This window comes from Micromonospora sp. NPDC051196 (genome assembly GCF_040682415.1).
In the GTDB taxonomy this organism is placed as follows: domain Bacteria; phylum Actinomycetota; class Actinomycetes; order Mycobacteriales; family Micromonosporaceae; genus Micromonospora.
In genome coordinates, this window is record NZ_JBFBAY010000008.1 from 38,647 (window position 1) to 50,948 (window position 12,302).

The 12,302-nt window shown below is 69.1% G+C and carries 15 protein-coding genes; 2 read left to right on the forward strand and 13 right to left on the reverse strand.

All coding sequences use genetic code 11. The annotated features are described in order from the left end of the window. Nucleotides 1-17 precede the first annotated feature (17 nt). From AB0M35_RS17035 to AB0M35_RS17075, 9 genes are all read right to left on the reverse strand, one after another. Nucleotides 18-947 (reverse strand): proline dehydrogenase family protein, encoded by a 930-nt coding sequence (locus tag AB0M35_RS17035; RefSeq protein WP_363746283.1) that lies wholly within the window; start codon nucleotides 945-947, stop codon nucleotides 18-20. Nucleotide 948: 1 nt separating this feature from the next. After that, nucleotides 949-1,896 carry a carbon-nitrogen hydrolase family protein gene (locus tag AB0M35_RS17040; protein ID WP_363746285.1) on the reverse strand — a complete coding sequence of 316 codons (948 nt, stop codon included), beginning with the start codon at nucleotides 1,894-1,896 and terminating at the stop codon, nucleotides 949-951. A gap of 27 nt (nucleotides 1,897-1,923) precedes the next feature. Further along, entirely contained in the window at nucleotides 1,924-3,162 is a 1,239-nt protein-coding gene (locus AB0M35_RS17045; protein ID WP_363746286.1) for an amidohydrolase family protein, read from the reverse strand. A 17-nt stretch (nucleotides 3,163-3,179) separates the two neighbouring features. Next, nucleotides 3,180-3,875, reverse strand: a complete 696-nt coding sequence (locus AB0M35_RS17050) for an ABC transporter ATP-binding protein (RefSeq protein WP_363746288.1) — start codon at nucleotides 3,873-3,875, stop codon at nucleotides 3,180-3,182. Then, nucleotides 3,862-4,656 carry an ATP-binding cassette domain-containing protein gene (locus tag AB0M35_RS17055; protein WP_363746290.1) on the reverse strand — a complete coding sequence of 265 codons (795 nt, stop codon included), beginning with the start codon at nucleotides 4,654-4,656 and terminating at the stop codon, nucleotides 3,862-3,864. The genes AB0M35_RS17050 and AB0M35_RS17055 overlap by 14 nt, the downstream gene beginning before the upstream one ends. Then, nucleotides 4,653-5,681, reverse strand: coding sequence for a branched-chain amino acid ABC transporter permease (locus AB0M35_RS17060; protein ID WP_363746292.1), 1,029 nt, complete (start codon nucleotides 5,679-5,681; stop codon nucleotides 4,653-4,655). The genes AB0M35_RS17055 and AB0M35_RS17060 overlap by 4 nt, the downstream gene beginning before the upstream one ends. Further along, nucleotides 5,678-6,553, reverse strand: a complete 876-nt coding sequence (locus AB0M35_RS17065; RefSeq protein WP_363746294.1) for a branched-chain amino acid ABC transporter permease — start codon at nucleotides 6,551-6,553, stop codon at nucleotides 5,678-5,680. Before AB0M35_RS17065 ends, AB0M35_RS17060 begins: the two co-directional genes overlap by 4 nt. A 66-nt stretch (nucleotides 6,554-6,619) precedes the next feature. Continuing rightward, nucleotides 6,620-7,855, reverse strand: a complete 1,236-nt coding sequence (locus AB0M35_RS17070) for an ABC transporter substrate-binding protein (protein WP_363746296.1) — start codon at nucleotides 7,853-7,855, stop codon at nucleotides 6,620-6,622. Beyond that, a complete protein-coding gene (locus AB0M35_RS17075) occupies nucleotides 7,846-8,361 on the reverse strand; it encodes a hypothetical protein (protein ID WP_363746298.1) in 516 nt (171 codons plus the stop codon). The genes AB0M35_RS17070 and AB0M35_RS17075 overlap by 10 nt, the downstream gene beginning before the upstream one ends. Nucleotides 8,362-8,499: 138 nt before the next feature. Here AB0M35_RS17075 and AB0M35_RS17080 point away from each other — a divergent pair, with 138 nt between their 5' ends. Further along, nucleotides 8,500-9,090 carry a TetR/AcrR family transcriptional regulator gene (locus AB0M35_RS17080; RefSeq protein WP_013736367.1) on the forward strand — a complete coding sequence of 197 codons (591 nt, stop codon included), beginning with the start codon at nucleotides 8,500-8,502 and terminating at the stop codon, nucleotides 9,088-9,090. 84 nt (nucleotides 9,091-9,174) lie between these two features. On the opposite strand, the gene AB0M35_RS17085 is transcribed toward AB0M35_RS17080, so the two are convergent. From AB0M35_RS17085 to AB0M35_RS17100, 4 genes are read right to left on the reverse strand one after another with little or no spacing between them, the layout of a single operon-like run. Continuing rightward, nucleotides 9,175-9,705 carry a hypothetical protein gene (locus AB0M35_RS17085; protein ID WP_363746300.1) on the reverse strand — a complete coding sequence of 177 codons (531 nt, stop codon included), beginning with the start codon at nucleotides 9,703-9,705 and terminating at the stop codon, nucleotides 9,175-9,177. Nucleotides 9,706-9,744: 39 nt separating this feature from the next. Continuing rightward, nucleotides 9,745-10,302, reverse strand: coding sequence for a hypothetical protein (locus AB0M35_RS17090; protein ID WP_363746302.1), 558 nt, complete (start codon nucleotides 10,300-10,302; stop codon nucleotides 9,745-9,747). Between the two features lie 42 nt (nucleotides 10,303-10,344). Continuing rightward, the gene (locus AB0M35_RS17095; protein WP_363746705.1) at nucleotides 10,345-10,542 is read right to left on the reverse strand and encodes a DUF397 domain-containing protein; all 198 of its coding nucleotides are present in this window, start codon (nucleotides 10,540-10,542) and stop codon (nucleotides 10,345-10,347) included. Next, nucleotides 10,539-11,306, reverse strand: a complete 768-nt coding sequence (locus AB0M35_RS17100; RefSeq protein WP_363746304.1) for a helix-turn-helix transcriptional regulator — start codon at nucleotides 11,304-11,306, stop codon at nucleotides 10,539-10,541. Before AB0M35_RS17100 ends, AB0M35_RS17095 begins: the two co-directional genes overlap by 4 nt. A gap of 352 nt (nucleotides 11,307-11,658) precedes the next feature. On the opposite strand from AB0M35_RS17100, the gene AB0M35_RS17105 reads away from it, so the two are divergent. Then, a complete protein-coding gene (locus tag AB0M35_RS17105) occupies nucleotides 11,659-11,925 on the forward strand; it encodes a hypothetical protein (RefSeq protein WP_363746306.1) in 267 nt (88 codons plus the stop codon). Nucleotides 11,926-12,302: the final 377 nt, after the last annotated feature.

The following is a 12,302-nucleotide window of genomic DNA, read 5'->3' on the forward strand; positions in this document are numbered from 1 at the left end:
GACTGCGTTGCTCCTGGTCAGTTGCGGCTGGTGAGAGCCCGGAAGAAGAACATGAGGTTGGCCGGGCGCTCGGCGAGACGCCGCATCAGGTAGCCGTACCACTCCTCGCCGAACGGCACGTACACCCGGACCTGGTGGCCTGCTTCGGCGAGCCGCCGCTGCTCGGTGGGGCGGATGCCGTACAGCATCTGGAACTCGTAGCCGGTGACGCCGCCGGGGCGGTCGGCGGCCAGCCGGGTGCCGGCCACGATGAGCTCGGGGTCGTGCGTGGCGAGCATCGGGTAGCCGGGGCCGGCCATCAGGATCTCGGCGCACCGCAGGTACGCCTGGGTCACTTCGGCGCGAGCCTGGTAGGCCACGCTCGCCGGCTCCCGGTAGGCGCCCTTGCACAGCCGGACCCGCGAACCGGCGGTCGCCAGGTCACGGCAGTCGCCTTCGCTGCGCCGCAGGTACGCCTGGATGACCGCGCCGGTCTCCGGGAAGTCCCCACGCAACTGGGCGACGATGCCCAGCGTCGAGTCGGTGGTGGTGTGGTCCTCCATGTCCACGGTGACCGTGGTGCCCGCCCGCGCGGCGGCCGCGCAGATGCGGGCCGCGTTGTCCAACGCGAGGGCCTCGCCCTCGCGGGGCAGGGCCTGACCGAGCGCGGACAACTTGATCGAGACCTCCGCCATGCCGGTCAGCCCGGCGTCGGCGAGCCCGTCGAGCAGTGCCACGTACTGCCCGGTGACGTGCTCGGCGTGGGCCCGGTCGGTGGTGTCCTCGCCGAGGTAGTCCAGGGTGGCGAGACAACCGGCGCCGTGCAGCCCCTCCGACGCGCGTACGGCGGCGGGCACGTTCTCACCGGCGACGAACCGGTCCACGACGGCACGGGTGAGCGGGGTGGCCTCGATCGCCCGCCGGGCGCGGCGGCTGGCCGCAGTCTTCAGGATGACCTGGCGCAGCATGTCAGCCGGCCTTCTGGTCGAGCGGACCGCGCGGGGTGGGCGCGGGACGGTCGGTCGGCGCGTACGGGTCGGTGGCGACGATCGGGCCGTAGAGGTCGGGACGCCGGTCCTGGATCAGGTTCAGCCCGAAGAAGCCCTCGGTGCGGCTGGCCAGCGTGGTGGCGTCCAGGTCGGCGGTGTGCGTGACCAGGCCCTCCTCGTCGGTCAGCATCGCGACGACCTTGCCGTACGGGTCGACGATCTGGCTGTGCCCCCAGTAGTCGAGCCCGGCGGTGTAGACGCCCTTCTCGCAGTGGTTGGAGACGACCAGCCACATCTGGTTGAAGAAGGCGTTGGCCTGGGCGGAGAGGTCCATGGCGAAGCCGTGGTAGTCGTCGGCCGGGTCGTGGCCCTTCATCGGCCACGCCGTGGACATCAGGCCCAGCGTCGCACCCTGCAGCGCGAAAACCCGCATCAGCTCGGGGAAGGCCAGGTCGTAGCAGATCAGGCTGGCGGCGCGGGCAAACGGCAGGTCGAACACCGGCGTGGACTGGCCGGCGTTGAAGTACGGGAACTCGAAGGTGTTGTGGGTCTTGCGGTACACGCCCACCACACCGTCGGGGCCGATCAACGCGGTCGCGTTGAGGATCACGTTGCCGTGCCCGGCCCGTTCGGCGAGCCCGAGTTGGACGTACATGCCGTGCTCGGCGGCCTTGGCCCGGATGGCCTCGGTGGCCGGGCCGGGCACCGGCTCGGCCTCGCGGAAGTAGTACTGCTTCTGCGCGGCGGTGCCCTTGTCACCGAGGCCGAAGGCGAAATCGGCGTAGCCCTGGAGGCCGACCTCCGGCAGCACCAGCACGTCGACGCCCTTGGTGGCGGCCTCGTCGATCATCTCCAGGAACTTCGCCAGGTTGCGCGCCTTGTCGTGCTCGATACGCACGTTCGCGGCGGCGAGGGTCACGGGGGCCATGGTTTTCCTCCTCGTCAGGGGGTCAGATCAGGAGAGCTCGTACTTGACCAGGTCGCCGCCCTTGATGACCACGGGCACGGCGGTGGGGTTGGCGAAGACCTCGATGTCCTCCCAGGGGCGTCCGTCCACGACGATCAGGTCGGCGAGCTTGCCGACCTCGACCGTGCCGAGCCGGTCGGCCAGGCCGAACAGCTCCGCGTTGACGCGGGTCGTGGCGATCAGCACCGCCGCGGCCGGCATGATCTCCGCCTTGAGGGACAGCTCCCGGTGCTTGTGCACGAACATCGGACCGAGCAGATCGGAGCCGCTGGCGATGCGTACGCCGGCACGGTAGGCGTACTCCAGCGAACGCAGGCCCTGCTCGTGGGCCATCCGGATCTTCTCCAGCGGTTCCGGGGCGACCCCGTGCTCGGCACCCTGGCGGTGCAGCAGCTCGTAGGTGGAGAGGGTGGGCACCAGGTAGGTGCCGACCTCGGCGAGCAGCGCGGCGGTCGCCTCGTCCATCAGGTTGCCGTGCTCGATCGAGCGGACGCCGGCTTCGACGCAGTTGCGGATCGCGGCGGAGGAGTAGGCGTGCGCCAGCACGTACTTGCCGGCCGCCTCGGCGGTCTGCACCGCCATCCGCAGCTCCTCCGGGCTGTACTGGATGGTGTCCAGCTCGTCGGCGGGGGACATCGCGCCGCCGCTGGCCATGACCTTGATCTGGTCGGCACCGGTGCGGATGTTCTCCCGTACGCCCTTGCGGATCTCTTCCGGGCCGTCCGCGACGATCGCGTTCATGCCCACCTGGGAGCAGCACTCGACGGTGTTGCCGCGCTCGGTGGGACGCCGCCAGTCGGCGTGTCCCCCGGTCATGGACAGCGGCGCGTTCGACACCAGCAGCCGGGGGCCGAGGATGTCACCCTGCTCGACGGCCTGCCGGAAACCCGCGTCGCAGCCACCGGCGTCCCGCACGGTGGTGTAGCCCTGCATCAGGGTGCGGTTCAGGATCCGCCCCATCTTCAGCGCCGCGTGGCTGGTCTGGTAGTTCCGGTGCTGTTCGAGGATGTTGACGTCGATCGCGCCGATGTGCACGTGCGCGTCCATGAGGCCGGGCATCACGGTCCGGCCGCCGCAGTCGATCACCCGGTCGGCGCTGGCCGGCACCGCACCGCCGGCCGCTACGTCGACAATCAGTTCGCCGTCCACCACGACGGTGGCACCCTCCACGGGCTCCGCGCCGGTGGCGTCGAAGACAGTGGCGTTCGTCAGTGCGATGGTGCTCACGTGAGTCCTTTCGATTGTCAGTGATGGACGCCGAACGCGTCGGCGACGAGTTGGTCGACCTGGGCGGCGTCGGCGGTGTCGATGACCCGGTCGACGGTGCCGACGCGGAGCAGGACGAGTTCGTCGGCGACGCTCGCGGCCCGCGCGACGCTCTGCTCGACGAGCAGCACCCCCATGCCACGCGAGCACAACTCGGCGATGTAGCGGTAGATCTCGTCGATCACGACCGGTGCCAGGCCCAGACCCGGCTCGTCCAGCAGCAGGTACTTCGGGTCGCGCAGCAGCGCCCGACCCAGCGCCACCATCTGCTGCTGCCCGCCGGAGAGCAGCGACACCTTCTGGTGGGTACGCCCCTGCAGCGCCGGGAACAGGTCCAACACCTCGTCGATGCGGGCCCGCTGCGCGCGGTTCGCCCCGACCGTCAGGTTCTCCAGGACGGTCAGCTGGGACAGCAGGCCCCGACCCTCGTGGACGACCGCGATGTGGTGGTCGTTGACCCGCCGGTGCGTCGGCTTCGCCGAGATGTCCACGTCGTCGACGCGTACCGACCCCTCGGTGCGGACCGCGCCGAGGATGGCCCGCAGCGTGGTGGTCTTGCCGGCACCGTTCGTGCCGACCAGGGCGACGGTCTTGCCCGGCGGTACGCGCAGGTTCACCCCGAACAGGGCCTGGGTCGAGCCGTACCAGCCCTTGACCGACTCAAGCGTCAGCACTTGCGGCCCTCCCGAAGTACGCGAGCTGCACCTGACGGTCACCGAACACCTCGGCCGGGGTGCCGTCGCGCAGGAAGGCACCGGAGTCGAGGGCGATGACGTAGGAGCAGAGGCTCTTGACCAGGTCCACGTCGTGCTCGACGACGACCATGGTCGACGGATGGTTCTCATGCACCCGGGTGAGTACGGCGGCCAACTCCTGCCGCCCCTCCTGGTCGAGACCGGCGGCCGGCTCGTCCAGCAGGATCACCGACGGTGAGGAGACCAGGACCCGGGCCACCTCCACCAGGCGGCGGCTGGCGAACGGCAGTTCGTCCACCCGGCGGTGCGCCTGCCGGGCCAGGCCCAGCAGGTCGAGCACCTCGGTCGCCGCCGCCATGTCCCGGTTGCGGGCGCGCCACTGGGACGGCAACGCGAGGAACTGGGCGAGCGCGTTCGGCTGCGGCAGCCGCTCGGTCCCGACCAGCACGTTGGTCAGCACCGACTCGCGTTCCATCAGCCGTACCGTCTGGAAGCCGCGCACGACGCCGGCGAGAGCGCGGCGGCGGGTGCCGAGCGCGGTGATGTTGCGGTGACCGATGTGCACCGAGCCCTCGGCGATCGGCGTGAAACCACTGATCGCGTTGAGCAATGTCGTCTTGCCCGCACCGTTGGGGCCGATCAGGCCGCTGATCCCGCCCGCCGGGAGGCTGACGGTGACGTCACGCAGCGCCAGGAAGGCGCCGTACCGGACGGTCAACCCTTCGGTCCGTACGTGCGGTGCGCCGGTGGCCGTGCTCATCTCGATTCCTCCTCGTCCCCACGTACGCCTCTGATCCGACGCCACACGTTGCGCCCCAGCCCGACGATGCCGTCGGGCACCACCAGGGCCACGATCGCCAGCAGGGCGCCACCCACGATCGGGTAGAGGTTCGGCTGGCCGGCCAGGGTGAACACCTCGGGCATCAGCACCACGTACGAGGCGCCCAGCCAGGCCCCCAGCACGGTGCCCGCGCCGCCGATCACCACGGCGACGAAGAGGTACACCGAGGCGAACAGGTCGAAGTCGGGCGGTGCGATGAATCCGGTGATGCCGGCGTAGAGCCAGCCGGCGACGCCCGCGTACACGGCGCTGAGCAGGAACGCGGTGATCTTCGTACGGGCCACCGCCACGCCGACCGACTCCGCGGCGAGTTCGCTGTCGCGTACGGCCAGCATCCGGCGGCCGAGCTGGGTCCGGCCGAGGTGCACGGCGAACGCGGTCGCGATGGCCGCGGGGACCAGCGCGATCAGGTAGGCGTGCAGCGGCTCGCTGGAGTCCAGCCGGCCGATCAGCAGCGGGGCGACCGAGGCCCCCTGGGTGCCGCCGGTCAGGTCGGTGGTGTTCCGGATGGCCCAGGCCAGCAGTTCACCGAAGGCGAGCGTCACCAGCGCCAGCCGCATGCCGGACAGTCGCAGCGTGGGTACGGAGACGACCAGCGCGGCGATCAGCGCCACGCCGATCACTGCGGCGAGCTGCATCGCCGGCCCGTAGCCGTACGACGACATGACGTAGGTGGTGTAGGCACCCACGCCCATGAAGGAGGCGTGCGCCAACGACATCTGCCCGGTCCGCCCGTACAGGATGTCCAGGCCCAGGGTGGCCACCGCGAACGCGAGGACCTGCGCCGCCATGAACACCCAGTAGTCGTCGAAGAACAGCGGCGGGACCGCGGCGATCACGGCGAAGACGGCCACCCGGGTCAGCAGGCGGGGTACGCCCCGGCCTTTGCCCACCGCCGGGCTCTTCCCGTCGCGGCGGGGCCGCGTCATGGTGGTGCCGGTCATGCTCGCACCTCGTTCCGCTCGTTGACGAACCGCTTCGGCACCAGCGCCAGGACGACGATGATCAGGAGGAAGACCGCCGGCGTGCCGGCGCTCGCGCCGAGCAGGTAGACCGCCAGCGACTCGTAGACCCCGAGCGCCACGGCGACCACCAGCGGCAGCCAGAACCGGTCGAGGCCGCCGATCATCCCGGCGATGAACGCCTTGATCAGGAACGGCGTCATGTAGAACGCGTCAACCGACAGTCGGCTGGCGACCAGGATGGCGACGACCGCCGCGATCAGACCGGCCACCGCCCAGGTGGCGGTCCGCAGCGCCCGGACGTTCACGCCGGCCGCCTGCGCGATGCCGGCGTCCTCGGCGCTCGCCCGCAGCGACGTGCCCAGGCTGGTCCGGTTGAGCAGCAGGTACGCCGCCAGGACGGTCACCACGGTCAGGCCGATGACGATGCCGTCACTCATGCTGACCACCACCCCGGCGACCTCGGTGCGGGTGTCCGCGCCGAGCGAGATGAAGGTGTGCGCGTTGGCGTCGATCAGCTGCTGCATGACGGCGGTGATGAGCAGGAAGATGCCGAGGGTGACGACCAGGTCCAGGCCCGGCCGACCCGCCGGGATCCGGCGAATGGCGGCGAAGTCGATCGCGCTGTTCACGATCACGGCGAGCAGCACACCGATCACCAGCGCCACCGGTACGGGCAGGCCCTGCTCGGAGTAGAAGAACCATGCGCTGAAGGCGGCGATCATGCCGACCTGCCCGTACGCGAAGTTCATGCTCTTGCTGACCTGGAAGACGATCAGCACGCCCAGCAGGAAAAGTGCGTAGAGGCTGCCGGTGGTGATGCCGCCGAGAATGATCTGACCGAGGTCACCCACGTGGACTCCTGGTCTCGTACTGGTCCGGGGGTGGGTCGGATTGCGCCGGACCCACCCCCGGAGGGGTCACTTCTGCAGGGACTTGGTCTCTTCGAGGACGACGAGCTTGTCGCCCTTGATCTGGCCGATGCCGACCGCGTCGACGCCGGCGCGGTCACCCTTGCCCCAGGTGACCGGGGGCAGAATGCCGGTCTCGAAGTTCTCGAAGGTTTCGAGCGCCTCGACCACGCAGCCGCGGTTGAGGCTCTCGGCCCGCTTCAGCGCCTCGGCGGTCAGCTGCGCCTGCACCCAGCCGAGCTGGTTGAACTTGCTCGGAGCCTTGCCGGTCTGCGCGGTGAAGTCGGCGACGAACTGCTTGACCAGCGGGTTCTCGCTCTCCAGCGACGAGGTCTCCAGCGCGACCAGCATGTCCTGCGAGAGCGCACCGAACTCCTTGATGTAGGAGTCGTCGCTCATGCCGGCCCAGGCACCGGTCTTCGGGGTGTACCCGATGCGGGACATCGCCTGGAGCAGGCCGCCGGTGTCGGCGTTGGTCAGGATGAGGAACACGTACTCGGCGTCGAACTGCTTGAGCTGGGTGGCGATCGGCGTGAAGTCGGTGGTGCCCGGCGTCTCGGGGACGTAGAGCAGCTCGATGCCCTTGCCTTCCAGCGCCTTCTCCATGCCGAGCTTCGCGTTGTCACCGACGTTGCCGGCCACGCCGACGAGCGCCATCTTCTTCGGCGTCTCCTGGGCGAGCACGTAGTCGGTCAGGATCTCGAATTCCTGGATGTAGTCGACCGTCGCCATGAAGACGTACTGGTTCTTGTCGCCGCCGAGCTCGTCGCTGGGCGCGTACGGCGCGATGGCCGGTACCTTCTTGCGGTCGAGGTACGGCACGGCGCCGAGGAAGTTCGGGGTGCCCTCACCGCCGGAGACGACGAGGATCTCCTCCTTCTCGACCAGCTGGCGCATCTGCTTCTGGGCGGTCGACGGGTCGTACGCGTCGTCGAGGATGATCGGCTTGATCTTCCGACCGTGCACGCCACCCTCGGCGTTCAGCTTGGCGTAGTACGCCTCCTGCCCTTCCTTGGTGCCGAGGCCACCCGCGGCACCCGAGCCGGACAGGGGCATGGTGGTGCCCACCAGGATCTCACTGTCCGTGACACCCGGACCGATCTCCTTGGTGTCGCAACCGTTTGTCGACGAGCCCGACGAGCCCGCCGACGAGTTCGAGTCGCCGGTCGCGTTACCGCACCCGGCGGCGAACAGCATGCAGGTGCTCGCCAACGTGGCGACGACCAGCCGTCCCTTCAACCGCATGTCTTCTCCCTAGTTGTGCAATCTGTTGGTGCGAACACCTCGGCCGGGTGAGCGTCATCGGTGATCTTGGATAGGACCCGGGTGGCGACGGCCAGGGCCACGTCCACGGCGGATCGGATACTGTGCGTCGCGACGCCTGTGGAGTCGGCGGTGAGCAGTTGGTACTCTCCGGCGACTGCGGCGAACCGCTGGGTTCCTCCGGGCACCGCGTTCGGTGCCCAGGGGCGGACCTCGTGGTCGAGTGCGCGGGTCCAGTGCAGGCCTACGGAGAAGCCCGACTCGATGGGAAGGATGCCCACGTGCAGATCCCAGAAGGATCGGCTGGCGAAGCCCAGGGCACTCCATTCCCAACTCGCACCGGCGGCACGGAGCGCCGCGGCGGCGGGGGAAGCGTCCTCGGCCAGTTCCGGGCCCCAGGCGACGTAGATTCCGGGGCGCCCGGCGAGAGCCGTCCGCAGGCCGTCATGGACCGTGAGCAGGCCACTAGCTGCTGCTTTATCCGGCATGTGTCACCTCCCCAGCGACCCCTACCGACCAGTCGGTACGTTGAGGAGGACCGTACCGGACCGACCGGTCGGTCCGGTAGCTTGAAATCGAAACGTAACCCGCTCGCATTCGGCCGGGGTTACTGAAAGGGACGATCTATGCGAACGAGGAGCGAAGACACGCGGGCCCGCATCCTCACCGCCAGCGCAGACCTGTTTGCGCGGCAGGGGTATCACGGCACGGGCCTGGCTGAGCTACTCGACGCGGTCGGCCTGCAAAAGGGCGGCTTCTACCACCACATCGCCAGCAAGGAAGAGTTGCTGCTGGAGATCATGCTCGATCCGATCGACCGCATCCTCGTCAGCAGCGACCAGATCCTGGCCACCGACGGCGACGCCACCACCAAGCTGCGGCAACTCGGTACGGACCTCGGCAACGCCATGGCCGCCGACCTCGCCGCCTGGACGGTGTTCCTCCGCGAGTACAGCGTCCTCGGCGCCGATGGCAAGGCGCAGATCCTGCAGCGCCGCCAGCAGTACCTCGACCGGTGGCGGCAGGTCCTCCAGGAGGGGGCGACGGCCGGCGAGTTCCGGCCGCTGGACCTCGCGTTCGTGGAGGGCATCCTGGGTCTGTTCATCTACACGTTCGTCTGGGCCCGTGCGTCCACCCCGCCCGAGGAACTGACGCGTTCGATCATGCAGGTGCTGATGCCCGGGATCTGCCTCCACCCGGTCCCGCAGCCACGCTGAACGATCGGCCTCACGCTGACCCCGGGCCGTCGCCGCGCGCCCTGGTTTGGGCGTTGCCGCGCGCCTGGTCTCGGCGCTGCCGGGTCAGCAGGGGCCGTGGCCCTCGACGAAGAGGCGATGCGCCCAGTTGGCGTAGCCGGCGATGATCTTCTGGACCGTCCGGCCGTCGTGCAGGAAGAGGTAGGCGCGGTCGCCGTTGCGAGCGAGTAGACCGTCGAAGCGGTACGTCCCCTGTGGAGCGCTCAGCTCGCGTACCGTCGGATAGCTGGCCCGGACCTCGGCGATCGGTGTGCCGGCCGCGATCCCCTCGGGGGTGCGGGCCGGGTCGCCGGCCCAGAGCAGCACCAGCCGATCGTCGATGAAGATCGGACTGACCGTGGCGTGGCCGGCCAGCGTCGGACCGCAGGCGCCGACGTCGGTACGAAGTATCCCGCGCCGGGTCAGCTCGGCCTCGGTGTCGCCGAAGTCCACATCGGCCAGTCCGTCGAGATCGACAACGGTGACCGACGCGACGGGTTCGGGCACGGCGATGCCCTCCGGTGGCATGGGTCCGCTGCCCGACACCGAGGCAGCCAGAAGCAGTGCGGCGATGAAGCCGAATTGTCGCAATTTCATCAGAATCCCCCAGTCCCCAACGTGACGGGAGCGCAGAGGTTATTGCCGGGCTTCCCATTCCTCGGCCAACTCGTCCCAGTAGTCGGCGCTCAGCCCGCGTCGCCCGTGCGCGAGCCACCCTTCAGTGCTCCGTTCGACGTGTAACCCCAGCTCGGCGAAGGGATCGATCCAGTTTCCGGGCTCCGCGCCCAACTCGATCAGGGCGGCGTTGATCGGCCACTGCGGTCGCGGCCCGTCGAACGCCGAGTCGAAACGCGGCCCCCAGGCCAGCGCGCCGTCCAACCAGACCGCCGCCGCCTGGCGCCCGGCACCACCGGCGAACTCCGCCTCGACGTACGCCACCGGCCCCCGCCGCGACCAGCGGGTCAGTGCTTCGCTCAGCGCGGGGGAGAGGGTGAGCGTGAAGGGCTGCTCCGGGCCGGGCTCGTCGGTCGCGTAGTCCGGGGCGGTGCCGGTCAACTCCTGCACCAGCTGTGGGGTCACCGGGAGCAGGGCGAAGTCCTGCCGCAGCTCGCCGAGCACGGCATGATCCAGCTCGCGGGTCTCCTCGCGGAGCAGTTCGGCGTCCGCGACAATCGCGCTGAGCTGGTAACTCACCCGGCGTCCACAGCCTGTGGATAGAACATGTGTACGACGGGGTCAGCTCTTGTCGATCTCAGCGACGAAGGCCCGCCACGCGGTGGGGGTGAAGGCCAGCGCCGGCCCGGTCGGATCCTTCGAGTCGCGTACGCCGACCAGGTCCGGCAGGTTGTCCGCGACCTCGACGCAGTTGCCGCCGTTGCCGCTGCTGCGGCTGCTCTTGCGCCACCGGGCGCCGGTCAGCCGGGCTTCGTTCAGCTCCACGACTCCGCTACCTCCCTGATCAGGTCGACCGACTGCCAGTGCGACAGCGTCTCGCCGCGCACGTTCTCCCACACGGCCAGTATCGCCGCGATGTCGTCCTGTTCGCTAACCACCTGGCCCTGCAACTGGTTGTCCAGGTAGCCCGCGATGCGGTGATCATTCGCCGTGGCGAGCACGAAGGGCCCATTGATTCCGGCATATTCCCCCACAGTGGACGGCACGACGTACACCCGGATGTGTGGCTGGTTGGCGGATTCGGCGAGGGCCAGCAACTGCTCACGCATGACGGCCGGGCCGCCGACCGGGCGGCGCAGCACCGCTTCGTCCAGCACGACGGTGAGCCGTGGCGGCTCCTCCCGGTGCAGAATCAGTTGGCGGGACATTCGGTGGGCCACCACTCGCTCCACCTCGCTGCGGGGGATAAGGCCGCCGCCCGTGAGCACCGCGCGGGCGTACGCCTCGGTCTGGAGCAGGCCCGGTACCACAACGGACTCGAAGGAACGCAGGGTGGTCGCCTCGCGTTCGATCTCCTGCCAGGGACGGAACCAGACAAGCGCACGACGCCGTGAAATGTCCGGCCAGATGTCCGAGACGTTCTTCCGCAGCGCATCTGCCGCCGTCAGGCGGTGCCGGGCATGCGGGATCCGGTCTTCGAGTAGCCACCGGCTGACCGTCTTCGGGTCGACACCGACGTGTTCGGCAAGTGACTCGATGGTGTGCCCGGTGTCCCTCAAGGCGACTCGCAGCGCGTCGTTCATGGCGTCTCCCGACTGGATGTCCCGAATATCTGGGCACCATATAGCTACGCCCTGTAGTTGTCTCGTCACCTGCGCCAAATTGGGGTATCGACGGCGTGGCCGGTGGAGGTTCATCCCCCTTGACCCGGCGGTCATGGCGTCCGGGGGCCGCCGCCGGCGACCAACGGCGGCGGCCCCCATCCACTCAGGAGGCAGTGCCGAGCGCACAGCACGAGCGATTCACCGCGACTGGCGAATCGGTGCAAGTCGGCTCGGCCGGTGAACAGATCGAGGTGAACCAGTGCTGCATCGGGCTGCCCGTCCTCGGCGGGAGCAGACAGCGAGGACCGACTGCCGCTGTGCTGACACGATCGTGTTCGCGCCAGGGCACGAGTTCGTCGTCACCCGTGCGGCGTCACCGCAGTTCGCCCAGCCGATCCGAGTCCGGATGATCCGCGAACGGACCGACCGGCACACCTACCACGGCTGGGCTTGGATCGAGGTCTACGAAATCGACGGGTACGGCAAGGCGGTCGACCGCCGCGAGTTGTACGTCATGCCGGCCGGGTTGATCCCCACCAACCCATCCCCACCGCTGCCCACGCGAAGTGGTGGCGGACCTGGCTCCCACCGCGAGTGACGGACCGACCGGGTGCCAGATGGGCTGGCGCGGGGCAAGTGAGACGAGAGTGACTGTAGGAAACGACTCAGGGCCGGTCCCGTGGGGGCCGGCCCTGTCGTTCGTGCTGCTCGTGTGAGCGGAGGATACGAGATTCGAACTCGTGAGGGTGTTAACCCAACACGCTTTCCAAGTCTGTCGTCTCGTGTTCGCTGGGGCTCGTAGCGGTGCCAGGCAGCGACATCGGCGTGGGACAGGACGTTGCCGGATGGCCTTGGACGTGGCCGAACGAGACGACTAATGAGACGCTCCGGTGCTCGGCCCAGCGCGAGGCGTCCCCTGAGTCTGTAGTTGATTCGGCTGTATCCATGCGAGCGCCACGGGGCCCTCTTGCCCGT

Coding starts and splice junctions, on each gene's coding strand:
- AB0M35_RS17080 (WP_013736367.1), top strand. CDS start 8,500: ATGCGAACGAGGAGCGAAGACACGCGGGCCCGCATCCTCACCGCCAGC.
- AB0M35_RS17085 (WP_363746300.1), bottom strand. CDS start 9,705: ATGAAATTGCGACAATTCGGCTTCATCGCCGCACTGCTTCTGGCTGCC.
- AB0M35_RS17075 (WP_363746298.1), bottom strand. CDS start 8,361: ATGCCGGATAAAGCAGCAGCTAGTGGCCTGCTCACGGTCCATGACGGC.
- AB0M35_RS17035 (WP_363746283.1), bottom strand. CDS start 947: ATGCTGCGCCAGGTCATCCTGAAGACTGCGGCCAGCCGCCGCGCCCGG.
- AB0M35_RS17060 (WP_363746292.1), bottom strand. CDS start 5,681: ATGACCGGCACCACCATGACGCGGCCCCGCCGCGACGGGAAGAGCCCG.
- AB0M35_RS17055 (WP_363746290.1), bottom strand. CDS start 4,656: ATGAGCACGGCCACCGGCGCACCGCACGTACGGACCGAAGGGTTGACC.
- AB0M35_RS17100 (WP_363746304.1), bottom strand. CDS start 11,306: ATGAACGACGCGCTGCGAGTCGCCTTGAGGGACACCGGGCACACCATC.
- AB0M35_RS17040 (WP_363746285.1), bottom strand. CDS start 1,896: ATGGCCCCCGTGACCCTCGCCGCCGCGAACGTGCGTATCGAGCACGAC.
- AB0M35_RS17070 (WP_363746296.1), bottom strand. CDS start 7,855: ATGCGGTTGAAGGGACGGCTGGTCGTCGCCACGTTGGCGAGCACCTGC.